Origin of the sequence: Peribacillus simplex NBRC 15720 = DSM 1321, from assembly GCF_002243645.1 — a bacterium.
GTDB classification, from domain to species: Bacteria; Bacillota; Bacilli; order Bacillales; family DSM-1321; genus Peribacillus; species Peribacillus simplex.
Window position 1 is genome coordinate 5,524,508 of record NZ_CP017704.1, and the last position, 19,517, is coordinate 5,544,024.

17 protein-coding genes and 1 pseudogene are annotated in these 19,517 nt (G+C 38.4%); 8 read left to right on the forward strand and 10 right to left on the reverse strand.

Features of this window, described 5'->3' with window-relative positions:
* Positions 1-37: 37 nt before the first annotated feature.
* The 5 genes from BS1321_RS26615 to BS1321_RS26635 all read right to left on the reverse strand — a co-directional run bounded on the left by BS1321_RS26615 (position 38) and on the right by BS1321_RS26635 (position 6,020).
* A complete protein-coding gene (locus BS1321_RS26615; protein ID WP_063233852.1) occupies positions 38-1,522 on the reverse strand; it encodes a sodium:solute symporter family protein in 1,485 nt (494 codons plus the stop codon).
* Positions 1,519-1,719, reverse strand: a complete 201-nt coding sequence (locus BS1321_RS26620; RefSeq protein ID WP_063233853.1) for a DUF3311 domain-containing protein — start codon at positions 1,717-1,719, stop codon at positions 1,519-1,521. Before BS1321_RS26620 ends, BS1321_RS26615 begins: the two co-directional genes overlap by 4 nt.
* 136 nt (positions 1,720-1,855) lie before the next feature.
* Entirely contained in the window at positions 1,856-3,088 is a 1,233-nt protein-coding gene (locus BS1321_RS26625) for a Zn-dependent hydrolase (RefSeq protein WP_063233854.1), read from the reverse strand.
* Between the two features lie 102 nt (positions 3,089-3,190).
* A complete protein-coding gene (locus BS1321_RS26630; RefSeq protein ID WP_063233855.1) occupies positions 3,191-4,810 on the reverse strand; it encodes an amidohydrolase in 1,620 nt (539 codons plus the stop codon).
* Between the two features lie 325 nt (positions 4,811-5,135).
* Positions 5,136-6,020, reverse strand: coding sequence for a hypothetical protein (locus BS1321_RS26635; protein WP_063233856.1), 885 nt, complete (start codon positions 6,018-6,020; stop codon positions 5,136-5,138).
* 191 nt (positions 6,021-6,211) lie between these two features.
* Between BS1321_RS26635 and BS1321_RS26640 the strand changes: the two genes are divergently transcribed.
* From BS1321_RS26640 to BS1321_RS26655, 3 genes are all read left to right on the forward strand, one after another.
* On the forward strand, positions 6,212-6,943 hold the full coding sequence (locus tag BS1321_RS26640; RefSeq protein WP_063233857.1) for a hypothetical protein: 732 nt from the start codon (positions 6,212-6,214) through the stop codon (positions 6,941-6,943).
* A 622-nt stretch (positions 6,944-7,565) separates the two neighbouring features.
* Entirely contained in the window at positions 7,566-8,519 is a 954-nt protein-coding gene (rocF, locus tag BS1321_RS26650; RefSeq protein ID WP_063233859.1) for an arginase, read from the forward strand.
* A gap of 372 nt (positions 8,520-8,891) precedes the next feature.
* The gene (locus BS1321_RS26655; RefSeq protein ID WP_063233860.1) at positions 8,892-10,328 is read left to right on the forward strand and encodes an amino acid permease; all 1,437 of its coding nucleotides are present in this window, start codon (positions 8,892-8,894) and stop codon (positions 10,326-10,328) included.
* Between the two features lie 327 nt (positions 10,329-10,655).
* Here the strand turns inward: BS1321_RS26655 and BS1321_RS26660 are convergent, their stop codons facing one another.
* Positions 10,656-10,934, reverse strand: a complete 279-nt coding sequence (locus BS1321_RS26660) for a hypothetical protein (RefSeq protein WP_063233861.1) — start codon at positions 10,932-10,934, stop codon at positions 10,656-10,658.
* A gap of 391 nt (positions 10,935-11,325) precedes the next feature.
* On the opposite strand from BS1321_RS26660, the gene BS1321_RS26665 reads away from it, so the two are divergent.
* On the forward strand, positions 11,326-12,657 hold the full coding sequence (locus BS1321_RS26665; protein ID WP_063233862.1) for an oligosaccharide flippase family protein: 1,332 nt from the start codon (positions 11,326-11,328) through the stop codon (positions 12,655-12,657).
* Between the two features lie 181 nt (positions 12,658-12,838).
* Complete coding sequence (locus tag BS1321_RS26670; protein WP_063233863.1) at positions 12,839-13,030, forward strand: DUF3934 family protein; 192 nt, start codon at positions 12,839-12,841, stop codon at positions 13,028-13,030.
* Between the two features lie 208 nt (positions 13,031-13,238).
* On the opposite strand, the gene BS1321_RS26675 is transcribed toward BS1321_RS26670, so the two are convergent.
* Together BS1321_RS26675 and BS1321_RS26680 are read right to left on the reverse strand one after the other, a co-directional pair.
* The gene (locus BS1321_RS26675) at positions 13,239-13,604 is read right to left on the reverse strand and encodes a DUF948 domain-containing protein (protein ID WP_063233864.1); all 366 of its coding nucleotides are present in this window, start codon (positions 13,602-13,604) and stop codon (positions 13,239-13,241) included.
* Positions 13,605-13,697: 93 nt separating this feature from the next.
* Positions 13,698-14,087: a DUF948 domain-containing protein gene (locus tag BS1321_RS26680; RefSeq protein ID WP_063233865.1), complete on the reverse strand. Its 390-nt coding sequence runs from the start codon at positions 14,085-14,087 to the stop codon at positions 13,698-13,700.
* A 187-nt stretch (positions 14,088-14,274) separates the two neighbouring features.
* On the opposite strand from BS1321_RS26680, the pseudogene BS1321_RS26685 reads away from it, so the two are divergent.
* A pseudogene (locus BS1321_RS26685) lies at positions 14,275-14,556 on the forward strand (four-helix bundle copper-binding protein).
* A 222-nt stretch (positions 14,557-14,778) separates the two neighbouring features.
* On the forward strand, positions 14,779-15,090 hold the full coding sequence (locus tag BS1321_RS26690; protein WP_063233866.1) for a hypothetical protein: 312 nt from the start codon (positions 14,779-14,781) through the stop codon (positions 15,088-15,090).
* Between the two features lie 112 nt (positions 15,091-15,202).
* On the opposite strand, the gene BS1321_RS26695 is transcribed toward BS1321_RS26690, so the two are convergent.
* On the reverse strand, positions 15,203-15,874 hold the full coding sequence (locus BS1321_RS26695; RefSeq protein ID WP_063233867.1) for a hypothetical protein: 672 nt from the start codon (positions 15,872-15,874) through the stop codon (positions 15,203-15,205).
* 334 nt (positions 15,875-16,208) lie between these two features.
* Here BS1321_RS26695 and BS1321_RS26700 point away from each other — a divergent pair, with 334 nt between their 5' ends.
* Positions 16,209-16,418 carry a YqaE/Pmp3 family membrane protein gene (locus BS1321_RS26700; RefSeq protein WP_063233910.1) on the forward strand — a complete coding sequence of 70 codons (210 nt, stop codon included), beginning with the start codon at positions 16,209-16,211 and terminating at the stop codon, positions 16,416-16,418.
* Positions 16,419-16,517: 99 nt separating this feature from the next.
* On the opposite strand, the gene BS1321_RS26705 is transcribed toward BS1321_RS26700, so the two are convergent.
* Positions 16,518-19,064 (reverse strand): helicase-related protein, encoded by a 2,547-nt coding sequence (locus tag BS1321_RS26705; protein ID WP_063233868.1) that lies wholly within the window; start codon positions 19,062-19,064, stop codon positions 16,518-16,520.
* Positions 19,065-19,517: the final 453 nt, after the last annotated feature.

Below are 19,517 nucleotides of genomic sequence, written 5' to 3' on the forward strand. Positions count from 1 at the left end.
TCCAGTCGGTAATTCCATTAGCCTTAATTAAAAGAAATCAGGATATCTTGTCCAGATCATTCATTTCGGTCTGTTGAATAGAGATATGTTTAGTAAGTGCACTTACAATGAATGTTACTAGTATATTAATTAACAAAGCTATGACGCCTGTACTGATATCATTAATTACATGTGGGATATCCGGCAGGAATGTAGCAACCTTCACATCTCCAATTGTCGCATATAAAACAATTAGGACGCCTGCCAATATTCCTGCCATTGCACCATACTTATTGATTATATTGGTTTTTGGTAAACTGCAAAACAAGGAGGGTGCCAGTTGCGTAATTAAACTGTATGACATAATATTCAAGATGGCCAAAGCCTCGCCGCCTGTTACCGTTACAATTAAAGCAATGATTGAGATACCAATAATAATTATCCTAGAGACAATCAATTGATGTGTTTCAGTCGCAGCCGGGACCAGAACTTTGAAAAAGCTATTTGTCAGACCTACCGATGCAGCCATTAGCATGACTGAAGCCGGTACTAGTGCCGTCAATAAACCTGCAGCTCCGATAACCCCTATCACCCAAGGATCGAATGTTTGAATCGCCAGCCTTAAAAGCGAGAGATCTCCATCAGCTCCTTGCAAACCCGGGATTTCCATGATGGCTGTAAATCCAATAAAAAAAACGAAAAGAAGTAACAATGTGTATAAGGGTAACGCAATCGCATTTTTCCGGAGGGTTCTTTCCCCATTCGACGATAAAACGACCATGAATGTTTGTGGCAGCAAATAAAATCCTAGTGCATTTAGCAAAACGGTGGACACAAACCAGGACTGACTCAATCCCTGATCTGCCAAAACCAACATTTCCGGTTTAGCAGCTTGGACGGTCTCAAACATTGACTGTATGCCTCCGAAGTAATGAAATGGAATGTAAATCCCTAAAAAGATAACGACCACCAAAATCATGAAATCTTTTAGTATGGCTGTCCACGCTGATCCATGAATGCCTGAAATCATTACATAGGTAGTTACGACCACAGCACCGATCACACTTGCAGCAACTGGTGAAATTGCTCCGTAAGATGCTTCTGAAACAATGATACCTAATCCTTTGAGCTGTATGACTATGTAAGGCACGAGGGCTAAGCTTCCCAGAACAGCAACGATCATCCCCATTGACTTGCTTTTATATTTAGATGCAAAATACTCTGGCTGAGAGATAATAGAATGGCGTTTTGAATATCTCCATATTTTAGGAACGAGCCAATATGATAGGACATAGGCTAAGAAAATATAGGCGGGAACATAATAAGCAGCCGCACCTTTTGAGTAAGCCCACCCACTTCCGCCCAGAAAAGTAAAAGTTGTATAAATTTCACCTGCTATCAGCAGAAAAATGAAAAATGTACCGAAGCCCCTGCCCCCTACGGCAAATTGCTCCATGTCCATATCCTTCCCTTTTCTTGCTTTTATCCCTAAATAAAGTGCTAGAACCAAGAAGATGGCAATGATGAGTAATGAGATATTCATTCAGAATCACTCCCTTTATTATCAGGATCGAACTTATAGACAATAATTAAGATAATCGATGCCATCACCATCCAAAATGCAACCCAAAATAACAAAAAAGGCATCCCCAATATGTACGGTTCTATTTTATTTGCATAGGGCAATAAACCTAAAAACCCTATAAATGGAACAAAAAGCAATAGCTTAATAGCATCCAAATTATACCCTCCCCTAATTAGGTTCCTTACACGGATGCATCACCATCAGTCAAGCTGACTTTCATACTGTACTGATGGTTTGATAGCACCCTTTGTTTACTGTCATTACCTGCTTTCAACCAACCATATATTCGTCTTAAGCGGACTGGATGGCAAGGACCGTTTCCAGTATTACATTGACGCCTTTTTCACAATCTTCCCAACTAGTAAGTTCCTCTTCACAATGACTTTTACCGTTGATACTTGGGACGAAAACCATGGCAGTAGGTATATAACTAGCTATAAACTGTGCATCATGCCCTGCACCGCTTACCATTCTTTTATAGGGTAGGCCTAGATAATTGGTTGATTGCTCAAGCAAATTGCAAATGGATTTGTCGAACCAAACGGTATCCCTGTCCCATAATTTTTTCGCTTGGATGTCACAGCCGCCTTCTGAACCTGTAGTTATAAGGCTTTTAATGACTTCCTCCACCTTTTCGATGACTTTGGAATCCTTATGTCTCGCTTCTAGCGAAAAAACCACTTTATTAGGGATCACCGTATGGATATTAGGAAACACATTTACCCTTCCCATCGTAAAAACCAAATCGTCATCAAGCATGCCTAGCTTCTGACGAGCCTCCATAATCAAGCTATTCGCAGTGAAGAAAGCATCTTTTCTCATATTCATCGGGGTGGTTCCTGCATGATCGGATTCGCCTGTAACTTCTATCTCATAGCACACCATACCAAGGACACATTCAACGACACCGATCGTGAGTGATTCACGTTCAAGAATGGGCCCTTGTTCAATATGCAATTCTAGAAATGCAGTCGCTTCTTTTAAACGATTCTCTTTATCCCCTGCATATCCAATGGCATTCAAAGCACTTTCGAAAGTCGTTCCGTCACTATCCGTCTTTTGCAGCATGATGGATTTTTCGAATTTACCTGAAAGAACTCCCGAAGACATCATGGAAGGTTCGAATCTGGCTCCCTCTTCGTTTGTAAAATTGACGATCATTACCGGAATTTTAGGTTGGATATTATTTTCCACCAGAGTCCGCACGACTTCCAAGCCTGCAGCTACACCCAAGATACCATCAAATCGCCCTCCCTTTTTTACGGTATCCATATGTGATCCCATCACAATAGGCGGTTTGTTTTCAAGTCCCGCTAATGTAGCGTAAATATTCCCCATATCATCAACCTTAATGGTCATACCCAATTCTTTACAGCAAGCGCAAAAGTAATCCCGGACTAATCGGTCTTCTTCGGAAAGGGAAAGCCGTGTGACTCCATTGTTTTCTGTCCTTCCAAAATCAGCAAATTTCTCGAGTGTACGACTCATCCTCTCACCATTAATTAATAATTTTTGCTTTTTCATAGCGAATATCCCCCTTTTAGATAACCTGCTAAATTCTACTTGCGTTCGCTTAAGCCAAAAATGAAAGTGAAGGTATTGTTGTTTTAGAATTTTACGCTAGATTTATATTTCTACTAATGTTCCCCGATGATAAAGAATCTCCCCATTCAAAATCGTTGACTCAACTTTCAAATCCTTGATATTTTGGGAATCCACTTTCAATATACTATTATTCAATACTACTAGATCGGCCAGCTTGCCTGCCTCCAGGCTGCCTTTGACATCTTCATCGAAACTCGCAAATGCGCCATTCCATGTGTATAGTTTTATGGCTTCCAATACGCTAATAGATTGAACCGGACCTATTTTCGTACCAGACCTGCTTGTTCTATTAACAGCAACGTGTATGCCTAATAAAGGGTCGTGATCAGTTACGGGAGCATCTGAACCACCTGCGGCCAAGATGTCATTATCAATAAAATCACGGGCAGCGTACATGTGGTTGACCCTATTGCCGTAATGTTCAATATATATATCACCGAATTCAAAAGGAAATGGGGGGTTGGGGATCGGGATGATTCCAAGTTCTTTCATCCTAATTTGTAAATCTGGCGAAGATATTCCAGCATGCTCAATTCTATGTCTATGATCTTTCCTTGGCGATTCATTCAAAGCCTTTTCCACGCAATTTAAATACATCTCTATCGCTTTGTCACCTTGGGCATGGACTGTGATCTGATAGCCTTTTTTATGTGCCTGACCTAATACTTGATAGATTTCCTCTTCTTTATAATAAAGAATGCCAAAATTCCCAGGATCACTCGAATAAGGCTCGCGGGTAGCAATTGTCGGACCGGTACTGCTGCCATCCGTAAACAATTTAGCTGGTCCGATTTTGAATCTTTCATCCCCAGTTCCGGTTATGACTCCCGAATCTACCATTTTATTTACAAATTCATGAGAATTATTCAATGAACCGACCATCGCATAGATACGGACACGAATATCCTTATTTTTTATGGCCTGTTGCATTAAACGGAAACTTTCAGGACCATGAGCACCAGCTTCATGAATGCTTGTTATGCCTGCTGCGATGAAATGCTCCGACGCTATTTTCACCGCTTTCAACAGTTCACTTTCTGAATAACTTGCTCTGTCTGCCATTATCATATTTGCTGTTTCAATGAGTTTGCCTGTAATCCTCCCCGCCCTATCCTTTTCAATGATCCCTCCAGTTGGATTATCTGAGTTTTCATCAATTCGGGCAATCGCTAACGCCCTGCTATTCACCACGCTTATATGGCTGCATGTTCGGGTCACGATAATGGGATGATCTGTTGAAATGGCATCCAATTCCGCTATTGTTGGATAACGTTTTTCTTTAACAGCGGTCTCATTAAAGCCCCAGGCGCGGATCCACTCACCTTTAGGGACCGTCAAAGCTTTCTTCTTCAGATCGATTAACAAATCTTCTACAGATTTGATATGTTCAGCTTTACAACTTACTGCCAATTGATTGACACCGTACAATATAAGATGAATATGAGAATCTATAAACCCAGGAAGTAATGACTTTCCCTGCAAATCAATCACATTTGTTTCTTCTCCGATAAATACCTTGATTTCCTGATTTGTTCCGACTGCCGAGATACGATTACCTTTAATTGCCAGGGCTTCTGCGACTTCATTTTTTTGATTTACGGTAATGACCTCGCCGTTTATGAATACGATATCAGCTGTCAAACAACACACCCCTTCCTTATTGTTTCACCCTCATTACTACGTCCTCTTCTTTTGCTTTCTCTCATCTTCACTTATCGGAATATTCTGTTTTCAACAGATTCATTATATCCGCACCAGATTGTGAAATCATTAGACAAATAGTCAAAAATTACATCGTTTTTTTATACCTTTTATATAATTATGTCTTATTTCCTAGGATTTTTTGATCCAGTTCCCTTTTTATCACGTCAAAAGAGATTAATAATATTTCTAAGGGGTCTATAACCAATAAAAAAAGGATAGGTATAGCTGCTGATATGCTTACCTATCCCGCCTTTTCATTTTTTTACAACCCATTCATTCTTCCGATAATGCCAATGGTCAAATACTGTTTGTTTGCATTAAAATCCCATGTCCAGTATCGAAGAGTTAATTCTCTTTTATCCACTTTTTCAATAAAGGTTCTTACCCCTATCAATGCTGCTCCATATCCCACGTTCGAGGCCAATGCAAAGATGGCATTCATCCCTTCATTAATGGTATCCATATACTCAGGTTCGATTTTTAAGATATCAGTCCATGTAATACAAAATCCATTTTGCTTGGTACATTTAGATATAGAGTGATTCACTGTACGTACGATCTCATCCCTTAGATCTAAAATTCCATTCTTCATCTCATCCGCGTCATTTTTTTGATAGTGGTTTGCATGATCAGAAAGCAGTTCCTTGGCCCAATTATAAAATAGTTGGGTATAAATGGCGGAAGTTGCAACGATATCAAAATCATTATAATAATTAGCAAAAACACTTTCAGAAAGCTGACCTAACCGACTCTCGGTATCTTTTAAATATTGAATAATTCCCTTTGCCGTTTCACCACTATTCAGCATGGAAGATAGGTGATGATCAAAATCCACTTTATCGAGGCCTGTTACATCGATTTCAACAAGTTGAATTTTCTTCCGGGTCCTTTCAGGCAAATTCGCCGTACCCTTTTCCATACTTTCTATATCAATATCAAATAAATATATGGAGTTGCATTTAGTTGCCAGATACTCTATATCCAAATCATCGCAATTGCCTGCACCAAAGATAGCCACTTTATCTACGAATGCATTTTTCGAAAAAACAGCCTCGAATAACCTTGTAACTTGTATACGATGCTGTTTCCACCGCAACTTTCTGTATTCATCCCGATTATGATTCATTTTTCTTTGATAGGTTTCCAAGTCAATCTCTCCCTTTAGGGTACTAACCATTTATTTATTGTAACAAAGTATCCCGATATTTTGGAAGGGAGGTCATTTAGATTTCGCACCAGGAAAAAATCGGCTCAATTTCCTTAGTAAAATGAGCTATAAAAATGTTAGAATAATATGGGAATTATTGAGAAGTAGCAGAGATAACAGGAGGGTGTTCCTTGAGCAAAACAAAAAAGTTATTACTGACTTTACTAGGTGTTTTTTTAATCATCTTCACCGGAGTGGTGATACTTGTGTTTTCATTCACACAGAGTATGAAAGCAGATCCTGATGAAGAAAAGAAGGTCCGGGATCAAGCTGAACGATATTTAGAGAAAACTTTTGATGAAACAACCGAAATATATGATGTCCTATACGATAATATGGGTAACTGGGGCTATTTTGATTATGCAGCTAAAGTGAAACATGAAAAATATGGTACACAATTTCTAGTTTTCTTTAATGTTGAAACAGGGGAAATGGAGGATACATTCCTATCTGATAAATGGCAAGATGATGCAGAAAAAGAAATCAGGCCTTATGTTGAAAAAGAACTGGGTGACGTATTGATTTCCAAGAAAATGGGGAATTTTGCAGAGAGTGAAGATTGGGATGAGATTCAAGAAGAAATAGGAGATTATAATCAATTACTCTTGATCTTTGATGAGGGGATCGGTAAAGCATTGAAGATTAATCCGAATAAACCAGCCAGCTATAAAGATTACGAAGTTTCCCCAACCATTCGGATTACCCTTTCACGTAAGAAACAGGACGCAGATGAAGACCGCTTTACAGAAATTATCAATGCCCTAAAAAAAGATGGCGTTCTTAAACATGGAAATATGATTGTAGAATATATCAGTACCAATGGTGTGCCTTTGGACGATGAGGAATGGAGCAAATCTTTTTAAACGTTTGAGATTTTTTTAAATAAAATACACAGCAAAAATTTTTATCATTTTTTTCTAAACCAGCGATTCTATAAATATTGAATACTTTCAATCCTTTGACTCCAGGCCTTTTTCCCACTGTTTTTATCCTTACTTTTTGTAAAAAGTACATTATATTTCAGATAATATATATATTTCGGGAAAATATATTATGCTAACAAAGTGAAATGAAGTGTAAAACCACCTATTTTTAGTCTTCCTTATTATTCATTATGAAAATTATTAATCTTTACATCCGAGTTACAGCCTCATTTTATGATTAATTGTACCTAGTAAAATATATTCACCAACTCTTTAATACCGTTAACGATAAACGTTGGATGGAAGAATCCCCCCCCACTCCTATTGAATTTGAAAATTCAATAGGAGTGGGGTTTTTATTGTATTTAACGCACTTTTCAATCATACAATATACCCTATCCGGTAAAACTTTCGGCATTTTCACAAAATTGAAAATAGGAATATTAACCCAAGACTTTTACCCTTTTCTCAATCGTATAAATATTCAAAAAAATGTCGAGTTGAGTCATCTATACTTTTACCCTTATACTAGGGAAGAAAAATTGAAAGGGGAGAATTATACATGAAGAAGGAAATTTCAATCATTGGTGTTCCAATGGATCTTGGTCAAACTAGAAGAGGAGTCGATATGGGTCCTAGCGCAATCAGATATGCAGGATTGAGTGAAAGACTTGAAAGCATAGGATACACTGTTCGTGATGAAGGTGATATTAAAGTAGAAATACAAGAGAGAGCTCAAAGTGATTTAGACACAAATTTAAAGAATCTACAGGATGTAGCAGAAGGCAATGAAAAATTGAGTCAAAAAGTGGATGAAGTCATCCAATCAAATCGTTTTCCTTTAGTACTGGGCGGAGATCACAGTATCGCTATCGGTACATTGGCCGGTTTAGCGAAGCATTCTAAGAACTTAGGGGTAATTTGGTATGATGCACATGGCGATTTGAACACAGCAGAGACTTCTCCATCTGGTAATATTCATGGTATGTCCTTAGCTGTTAGTTTGGGCCTTGGCCACCCTGCATTGATTAACATTGGCGGATATTCTCCAAAAGTCAAACCAGAGAATATTGTCATTATTGGTGCCCGTTCCTTAGACCAAGGGGAAAAAGAGTTAATCAGGGAAAAAGGGATTAAAGTTTTTACAATGCATGAGATTGATAGATTAGGTATGACAAAAGTGATGGAAGAATCAATTGCTTATCTGAAAGAACGTACGGATCTTGTACATTTATCCCTTGATCTTGATGGTCTTGATCCAGATGACGCACCTGGTGTTGGAACACCTGTAATGGGAGGTATTAGTTACCGTGAAAGCCATCTTGCCATGGAAATGCTAGCCGAAGCTAATATCATTACATCTGCTGAGTTTGTAGAGATAAACCCAATATTGGACGAGCATAATAAAACTGCTGAAGTTGCTGTCGCATTAATGGGCTCATTGCTTGGTGAAAAATTACTTTATGGAACGGAAGACCAATTTAATACTACTGATTTACTGGTTGATGTTAAATAGTTGAACATCTTTTTAGTAACTGGTATTGTAAGAAATTATGAGAGATTTCGTTAAATAGATGGCCCAGTGGAAATAGCCCCTACTTCAACAGGGTGCTTGTTACCCATTGAAGGATGGTCCACATGAATCCATTCATCCCTAGTTTCCTGACGCTTGGCTTCCTTTTCTTTATAAGCGGCGCTACCTGAAATTAATTCTGCATTGGAACCTATATATCTCTAAATGCAGAAATAATCTCTTATTCTAGGGAATTCAACAACATCTAAGATTCATATCAAATCTTTTACATTTGTGAGTAAAATACACAAATTCCCTAATAACGTCCAGACATAAATGAAACCGTTTGCACCCATCAGGTAAAGGAGTTTTTCAATGAAGACAATAGAAAATCAACCAAATGAATTAAAACGGAGCATGAAAGCAAGACATTTATTTATGATTTCAATAGGGGGATGTATTGGTACTGGCTTTTTCATTGGTTCAGGCTACACCATTCATGAAGCTGGGGCCATCGGGGCTATCCTCTCTTACATAGTCGGCGGTTTTATCATGTATTTAACGATGCTTTGTCTCGGGGAGCTATCGGTTGCCATGCCTGTTTCCGGTTCGTTTCAGACATATGCGACTAAATTCATCGGTCCTGGAACCGGCTTTGCCATAGGATGGCTTTACTGGTTAGGTTGGGCTGTTACGGTTGCCTTGGAGTTTTTGGCAGCTGGACAACTTATGCAAAGATGGTTCCCTGAATCTCCCGTTTGGATGTGGTGTGCAATCTTTGCTTTACTCATATTTTTATTGAACGCATTATCAGCAAAGGCATTTGGCGAATCTGAGTTTGTTTTTTCAAGTATAAAAGTATTGGCCATAATCCTGTTTATCGGAGTTGGCGGTGCTGCCATGTTTGGTCTTATTGATATGAAAGGTGGACAAGAAGCACCATTTTTCTCCAACTTTTTCAGTGAAGGCCTCTTCCCGAATGGAATATCGGCCCTGCTTATCACAATGATTACAGTGAACTTTTCCTTCCAGGGCACAGAGCTAATCGGAATTGCCGCGGGAGAAAGTGAAAATCCAGAAAAGGTCATACCTAAATCGATCAAACAAACCGTTTGGCGTACCCTTTTCTTCTTCGTTCTTTCTGTCTCTGTTCTTTCAGCGATGATTCCAAGAGAACAGGCAGGAATCGTTGAAAGTCCATTCGTTGTTGTACTGGATAGTATCGGAGTTCCTTATGCGGCTGACATTATGAACTTCATCATTCTTATAGCGCTTTTGTCCGTTGCAAACTCCGGCCTTTATGCGGCAACACGTATGCTCTACTCGCTTTCTAAGGAAGGCATGGCAAGTCCAAAGCTCGGTATGGTAAATAAGCGAGGAATTCCGCTTAATGCCTTGCTTATCACCCTTGCAATAGCTGGTTTGTCTTTACTTTCAAGTGTAGTAGCCGCCAAAACAGTATTTGTCTTTCTTCTCTCCCTTGCAGGATTAGGAGCACAAATTGGCTGGATTGCCATCGCGGCTTGTCTTCTTGCTTTCAGAAGATCATATATCCGCAAAGGTGGACAGGTGGAAAACTTGAAATTCAAAGTACCGCTATATCCATTCATCCCCATTCTTGCCTTGATAGCAAACTGCATCGTCATGATCAGTCTAGCGTTTGTTCCTGAGCAGCGAATGGCCCTTTATTGCGGGGGGACATTCTTCCTTGGATGTTATGCGGTTTATCACTTTAGAGTGAAGAAAAACAAGAAAGTGGAATCTCCAATGCAGGAAGTTGAATTAACTGCCGGTAAAAAAATGGTCATTTGATCCTGAACGCTGCGGAATAGAGTAAGTGGTGAAAAGCGATCTTTACAATCCATAAAGATTGCTTTTCAAAGAAGAAAAACCCTGGATGTTTTCACACCCAGGGTTTTTCTTCTATTTAATCACCATTTCCTGCATAGCTATCCAATGGTAAACCGCTTTATAAATTCTTCCTTTCCCCTTCCAGCTTTTTTAGATCTCCTAACTATACACTTTCTGATCAAAGAAATATTATCTCCCTGTCTATGATAATAAACATATAATAGGAAGTTAAATTTTCAGCCCCTCCACTTAGGCAATAAAAACAAGTATTAAAACAAAAAAATCATCTTAATCGATGATTTTATTTTGTGCATATTCCTTTAATCTAGGCAGGATTGGCTCTAAAATTTCCTTGGCTATGTAATCAGTATCTAATCCAATGAAACGTTCACTTTCCAAGTCGACCGATCTCGCATTTGTCGGGTCATTACAAAAAATAAACGATATAATTCCATTCTCTTCCGTCATATCTACATATTTAAATGTAATGTCATGTTTCGTAAGACAACTTTCAAACGCAATGCACAATTCATCTATATTTGATTGACTAATAGATGTGAATTTCATATTGATCATCCCCTCCCCTAAAGGATAGCAAAATAAAGCATGAATTTCAAAATGAAATTAAAGTTCCATTCTTATGTTCATGATTCATCTGACACTTTCAACTAACGGGAACATGACAAAAAAACTTACCTTGTTTGGAATATCACCCTTTGAAGCCTTTCGATGATGATGGCATGGGTATGGATTTCCACATAAGAAATGAATGTAACCGATCGATTTCATTCAATTTCCCACCCTTACCCTGATTTAATTTTTTATCTTTTAACAACGATTAATAAGGATTTCCCTAGGCATAACCGCATTATGTATCGCCGGGATATGCAGTTCCTCATGAATATTCCATGGCATGTCTCATATCTTTATACAAACACCTTGTTAGGAGTGGGCCAACATGAAGTCTTTTTATAAAGGAACGCTCATTTTGATTGTCGCAGCGTTTTTTGGTGAATGTATCGAATTTTTAGTGAACATGCTCCTAGCCAGGGAATTACAGGAAGAGGGCATGGGCCTTTATATGTCCATATTGCCAATTTTCTTTTTGATATATGTGATTGCCAGCCTTGAATTACATATTTCCATTTCAAAATTCGTTGCGGAAAATAAACAGGCAATGCATTATAATCTTATCATTCATGCACTTAAAATGGCTGCAGTCGTCGTATTGATTATGTGTGTAGTCATGCCTTTCATACTTTCCTTCTCATCCATAATGGACAGATATCATCCCTATATTAAATGGCTGCTCATAACATTGATACCAATAGTTGCCTTTTCATCTATTGCAAGAGGCTATTTCATGGGTGTCCAGCAAATGGGGAAGATTGCCTTATCCAACTTTTTAAAAGATATCATTCAATTCGGTTTGCTTTTCCTCATCTTTAATTTATTTCATTTTAACCAGGAAAAGTCATTATTGATGGCCTTTTTTGTTTTGATTGGCAGTGAATTTCTCGTTTTTTTATACTTGATCAACCTTTTGATTCTTCAAATGCGAATCATGAGGCGCGGTACGAACTCGCGGACAACCGGTAAACATGCACGGCAAAAGTTATTGGCGGTTTCGCTGCCTACCATGGGGTTAAGGATCTTTCATGCGATAACAAATGCCATCCAACCTTTTTTGATCCATACTGCCCTTCTCTCGGCAGGATTCGGTGCGGTAGTGGCTACAGAGCATTTTGGGATGCTTACTGGAGTTGCGATGACGATCGGCTTCTTTCCAGCCTTTATCGCGCATTCCTTAATGATCATGCTCATTCCGAATGTTTCGAATGCTTACAAAAAGCAGGATAAGGAAAAATTGAGGGTATTATTGCAAAAATCGATGTCTTTCACCGTATTGTATGGAGTTCCGGCTGTGATTTTCATTTATTTCTTTGCGGAACCTTTGACCTCCCTCTTTTTTTCTTCAACATCTGCCGCATACTATTTAAAATTATTATGCCCTTACTTCCTTTTTCATTTTTTTGTCATTCCTATGCAAGCCTATCTCATCGGCCTGGGTTTAGTGAAAGATGCTTTCATCCATACCGTATGGTCCCATATTGTTGCCTTTTTAATGATGTATATCCTAGGGTCTCAGGCTTCACTTAATATGGGAGGAATCATTTTAGGAATGAATACTGGTGCTGTATTATTAACTTTCATGCACTACTTGACCATTTGCAAAAAAATCGGCATAAGCATCTTACTGACGAAGTCAAGATCGATATCGATAAAGTGAGGCAAAAATCAGGTTCCATCCAGCAAAACCCCTTGCTGTTATTGGTATATAATGATTTAGATTAAAAATATTGAGCCTTTCCCTGTACATATCACCTTCGTTACTGTATATTTCAACATACTTGGGTAATAATCAAGTAAAATGGTTTATACTAACCATACAATAGTAATGGAGTGATTTCATGAGTAAAGCTAAGGCTAAGAGCGGAACGGGTAAAGGTACAGGCACAGGAACGGGCAAGAAGGGCTGGAATCGTTGGAAAACAAGTGCCAATAAGAAAAAAAACGCCAAACCATATGTAAGTAAAGGCGTCAAACATTCCAATGACTCAAAAACATCCGGTCATGCTGCAGGTGACAAGACAGAAAAATAAATGCTTGTTTTAAAACCCTTACAAAATTAATGTTTGTTCCATATTCTCATACAGGGTGTTAAGAGATCTGTATGAGAGAAATGGGTCTTATAGATAATAAACCACGGGCGATATCCATATGAACAAGAAAAGCACGGCTTTATTACATATCATCAAAAAAGACACTCCGAATCCCGGTAGTGTCTTTTATTTTTTTAATATTTTCTTTTTATCTAAATTGGCTTTTGGGTTTGATAGCATTTATTTTTTTCGGGGAAAACTCTGTCCGGAAGCCGTTAGTCGCTTTTTTAACAGAGTCTGTAACTGAATGTATCGCTTCCCCTACATCCTGAGCTGAATCCAATAATGGTTCAACCGTTTTCATTTTAGATTTTACATCGTCGGTGATTTCATTTGCAGTTTGCAATAGTTGTTTCGATTCGCCGGACAGATCATGGATGGCATTTCTCACTTCAGCCAATGTTTGATTGGCTTCTCCTATCGTGGCCATTCCCTTTTGAAGTGTACTGATTAAAAATATGACCAACCAAATGAAGGCTAAAGCTATTGCAGCCACACTATATTCAATAATCAAAATAAAGCTCCCCCTCTAAATTTAAAAGTAGAAACGATTACTTCAAATATGTTAGTGGATCCCGGGGTGCCTGTTTTTTATTGATAAATGATACTATTTGAACTTGATTTGAACCCCCTCAGCTTCAGTTCGAGTTGAAGGAGCTGTCGGAGTGGATAAATCTTTAGGGCGGCTTTCCAAACTGGCTTCTTTCATGGAATTGGTTACATTATGAATCATTTCCCCAACATCTTGAGCGGATTCTAGCAAAGGATCGACATTTTCCATCTTCCCTTTCACATCCGCTGTAATTTGATTGGCAGAGTGGATCAATTGTTTGGACTCATGCGTCAATCCATGTACTGCATTTCTTACCTCTTCCAGTGTCTTATTTGTTTCTTCAAGTGTTCCCATTCCTTTACGCAGCGTCTGATTAACATTATATATCAAATACACGACAGCTCCGGAGACACTGGCCACACTTAATTTAATAAACATTTTCATATATCCACTCCCTTCATTTAAATTTATGCACTGTCCCTTCCCTTCATTCCCTAAAGTACATCCCTTGTCCGGTCACTTTTAAAGAACGATTCACCTTATCATAAAAGACGTTTAAAGGATAATAGAAGGGAGAGACCATATTAAGGAGGAGAATTGTTCATCTGTTATCCAAACTTTAAATGATTGTATGACCGCGTGTAATCATTGTTACGACGCATGCTTAAAAGAAGATCCTTTAAACATGATGGTAGAATGCATTCGCTTGGATCGGAAATGTGCGGATATTTGCTCTGATTTAGAACAGGCGATAGAAAGAGGTACGCCGATTATTTCAAAGTTGGCTGAAGTTTGTGCCAAGATTTATGAAAGCTGAGGAAGCGAATGTAAAAAACACCATCATGAACATTGTCAAAAATGTTCTGAGGCATACCTGAGATGCGCAGAAGTATGCAGTAATTTAGCCGCTTGATGTAAGGAGTAGCACTAAGCTATTCCTTTGATTAAACTTCCCCCTTACCTACCCATTTTTCTATTAAATCTATTAAAGGATGATGATATAGTAGATATATTCTAGCGAGGTATATGTTGAAATTATTTAATATTTTAATAATGAAATTTTTTAAAAATACCATTAACATATATTGAAAACTGCCCTTTTTAGGCACACTAGTATTAAAAACAGGAGGATGTTATGACACCTCGGAATATTCCGGCAAAAGATGATTTAGAAGTGAAAGATACCTCCGCTTCACCTGATAAGGAAAGCGAAATAGCCAAACTCAATCGATTATTAGGTGCGGTCATGCGTTATTTGTCAGATGATGAGCAAGAAGAAATTGATATAGAGTATCTTCTTGAAAACACTGAAGGGCTGCGGGATTGGTGGAGCGAATATAGGGAGCTTGATCGAAAACGGGTCGAAGAAGAAATTAAAAATTCCCTGACTGATCTATCCCTTGAAGAACTTGAAAACATTCGTGAACAAATTCGCACAAAGGAATAATAAAAAAATCCCTGCATTGGGATTTAACCTGAATGCAGGGATTTTTTCTTTCCTTTTATATACAAAGACTTTAAAAATCATTCCGTTCATGCGGCACCAGAAATCCTTTGATTCAAAGACCACTCAATGAACTTAGTTCTAGTTGAACGATCATGGAATCAACTAATGCATCCAATGGGTTTATAACTGTCTTTCCTGTCTCAAGTTCATATCTCTTTGCTGCTTCGACCATTGATAGTTGAGCTACAGACAGCGGTCTAATTTCGTTTTTAAACTGGTAAAGGAAGTTCATGATTTCCTGGTTATATCTCACTCCCAATCCCTGCATAATGAATTCAAAGGCATTGTCGATGATGATCACTTCAAAATCCACAGCCCCATATTTTTCAGCATGGGCATTTAAACGTTTGACTGTTCCTTCAACGGTGGCAGGGTTCGTGAATAATATCATTTGCGGTTGCTGCAATTGGCAAATTTGCTTAAAGTATGGTTCATCGATTTTAATGATAGGCATGGGTAAGGATAGTTGTTCTTCATTTAAAAAGGCGATGTAGTTTGTACAGGTTATCAGAATGGCATCCACTTTACATTCGGCAATCCATTCGACTTGTTCTTTAACCCTTTTTTGAGCATCCGAATTCTTAAAATTTTCATCTGTTGACACCCGATGCATCAATCCCGGATCTACAAAATGAAGCCATTCAATATCGAATTTCGAGAATGCGGTTTCTATGTATTCTATATTTGTATAGTGCGCATGCAAACAGCCTATCTTTTTTTTCATAAATCTCCCGCTTTCATCAGTTAGTATTCTGATTATTCTAACACAAAAAGCGGCGTTACATTGACCGCAACCGGCAAAAACGATTATTAGCCATAGCCCACTAAAAAAACTGCTTCCTGGCCCCAGAATGCTCTGTTGGTATGAATCCGGCTCTTGAGCATATATTTATCAAGGCGATAGCAAGAGGTATCATCAGGAAAATGGAACTTCAGTATCCGAATTGCTTCTCAATTCAAGTAAAGCAATCATTTGGATTAGAATAAAAAGATTAACAAAAAGAGAGAATCAAACCGAAATAGTCAGATAAAAATCATAATATTGGAGAGTGTTCACCATTCTTTATTTAATTGCGATTCTTATCCCTCCATTAGCCGTATTATTAGCCGGTAAACCCATTCAGGCTTTGCTTAATTTGGTCCTCACACTATTTTTTTATGTCCCTGGTTTAATTCATGCAATCTTAGTGGTGCATGATAAGAAAGCTGATAAACGAATGAAACAGCAAGCAGCACTTATTGCTAAAACGAAACAAACGACTAAGTGATTTATACAACCGCTCATAACCCGAATAACGACACCAAGGTGCACTTTATTCGGGTTATTACTATCAAAAGAATGCATTTAATTGAATCTGTGCGTCTTCCTAAGCCCTCTGATAACAAGCATCACATATATGAAAACGTGAGTCATCCGGCAGCCTTTTTCCACAGCGCTTGCATTTTTTTTGATAATTCAACATTTCGTCTTTTAACTGATCATGAACGCCATCACTGATTTCTTCACGGATACGCTCCCAATAAACAGCTTCCGTCCGCTTACCTATCCGATATAAAAATAATAGATGAAGACCTATCGCTTTATAAGATAGCTCCAATTCTTCCAGATTTCTAGTCTTAATGATCGGTTCAGGAAGGTCACTGCTCTCGGCAATCGCCTCGACCGTTTCTAGCCACTGTCTGATCAGACTTGGTTCTTTTGCTGAAAAAGGAATATGCAGGAAACCATATAAATCCATTAAAGAAAAACGCGCTTCGATTTCGGTATCCCGTATCAGTTCGTAAAGCTCCCTTTCTTCCGATAACGATGCCTTTTTCGTTCCTTTAGGAGGCTCAAACTTCTCCCACATTTCGAAAAATGTCCCTAGGTTCCGGTAATATTTTTGAAAACGTTCAAATACAGCAGAGGTTGGGGCGATAGTGAAGGTTTGAACTGGCTCATCTACCTGTTCCAGCAACTTATTCATGATTTTGATGTCTGCTGTAAATGCTACCTTGCCAGTGTCGTAAATCCCTTTTCTACCGGCTCGACCAGCGATTTGTTTGACTTCTTGAGAAGTCAATCTTCTTCTTCGTGTCCCGTCGAATTTTTCATTTTCAAGAAAGACGATGCGCCGTATTGGCAAGTTCAATCCCATTCCAATCGCATCGGTGGCAACGACAACTGATGTTTCACCGCGATTGAATAGCTCTATTTGCCGTTTTCTATTTTCAGGAGGCATACTGCCGTATATCATGCTGACATTATGTCCACTCTCTTTTAGCCGGGACGCGGTTTCCAGTACCTGCCTTCTCGAAAAACAAATGAGGGCATCCCCTTTTTTTGTATACTTCAGTCCAAACTCCCTTTGTTCAACCTCGAGCGGAATTTCCCGTCTGTATTCGTGGAGTTCTAAATCAGCTTCATTCAAAAGATTCAGAAGCATCATTTTGATATTCTTGCTTCCGATTATGTGTACTTCTTTCGCATTAGCTTGCGTGATTGCCCTAAACCATGAAAAGCCTCGATCTTTATCGGCAATCATTTGGGCTTCATCAATGACGATTACTTCATGGTAGTCTTTTTCGTGAAACATTTCAACGGTGCTGGAGACATGTTTAGCACCCTCAACTGCCTTTTCTTCTTCACCTGTTTTTAATGAACAAGGTACACCGTCTGCATTTAATTTATCAAACACTTCAAGGGCCAGCAGTCTAAGGGGAGCTAGATACAAACCGCTTTCCGCTTCTTTCATTTTTTCCAGGGCCTTATGCGTCTTCCCAGTATTGGTTTCTCCGATATGCAAAACATATCTAACTTTTTTCCCTAATGATGGAGTATAGGCCTTACCGATAATGTCATCGATCATCCTTTGCTCTTCTGCCCGCTTCTTCGCTTGCTCTGCCAATACTTCAGCTTTTCTTCTTTCTCTGTTCTCCACGTCTTTTTCAAATATTTCTTCGTGCAATGTTTCATTAAAAGGAATTCCTTCAAGGTTCACTAAATCAGAAAGGTATTCTTCCTGAAGTTCATCAAAACAGGACTGAGACAAATCGGCCAATTCATCGCTTAGTATACCTTGAAGGGCCTCACCCGTCAGCCTTTCCCCATATGACTCCAAAAAATCATGATGGAGTGCAGCAGGTAAATGGTTCAAGTATTTGTCAGGGGCTAATTTCCTTATGAAATCCGAAACTAATCTTTCATACCTATAGAAGTAATTTTCATATTCATAACGGTTCCTTCCCCAACCGATTAACGAGTGAATATCGCCTGTCAGCTCTTCAAAAAAATCAGTGACCATTAGGTATTCGGCAGCTTGAAAGCCCCCCTCTTCAACCAATTGTTCTTCAAGCAAGTATGGATCGGCGTATTGGAATTTAGGCTTATTCTTAAGATCTTTTGTCAAAATTCCAACAATATAATACCTGACATGTAAATATAAAAGAAGTGAGTTTTTTTCAAAAAATGTATTGGCCTCTTCTTGCAGCCTTACGCGTATCTTCCAACGCTGCTTGGCAAGCCGCTGTTCTTCTTGTCGCCTAAAGAATTTTTCCCTTGCATTTTTATATCTCTTCTCCCAATCTTCTTGATTATCAGCAAAGGTTTTTTTAATCCACGTTAAGCCATCAAAAGGGCGATACTTCTTTAATTCATTCCGGAACATGCTATTGATCAGCTTATGATCTGAACCTTCCGTTACAAATCCCCTTTCGCTTAAAAACGCCTTTTTTTCCTTTCTGGGCACATCGTTTGATGCTTTATTTAACCAAACATTTATCCAAATTTGCTCAATAAAAGACGTCCTGTCTGATATATATGCTGAATAAGAAGGCATTGTCTCTTGATTCTCTAAATAAAAATCCATATCCTGGATTATTTTTTCCTTTGTATTCTCTATAGCAATAGGATATATACTTTCTAATTTTCCCATAATGATCCCCTTTTGAATTATCCAATATGTACTTTATTACTTCCTTTTATCCTCCCCAAATTTTTTTTATAAATGAGCCAGATACATTCGTTTAATCTATTTAAATTCATATGCTCCGTTATCATGAGAAGGTGCAGAAATGCCAAGTTGCTTTACCTATGTACACTCCAAGGAAAATATGAAAAAAAATACCAACTATGTACATCCAGGGTACTCTTACCATTTCATTTACAGTATAATGCATGTTAAATACTGATTGACGTAGACTTTATGGGATTAAGAAGTGATGCCCATCCCGTAAATCGAGAAATGGATACTCAGATTTAGCTATTTGGTAATCAGGCAAATAAAAATTTAATGATATTAAAAAAAGCCGAAAATAAAGTAGAGGTCAATTTTTCAACTTACTCGATTATTCATCGATAAAACGAATCCAACCCCTTAATTGAGTTT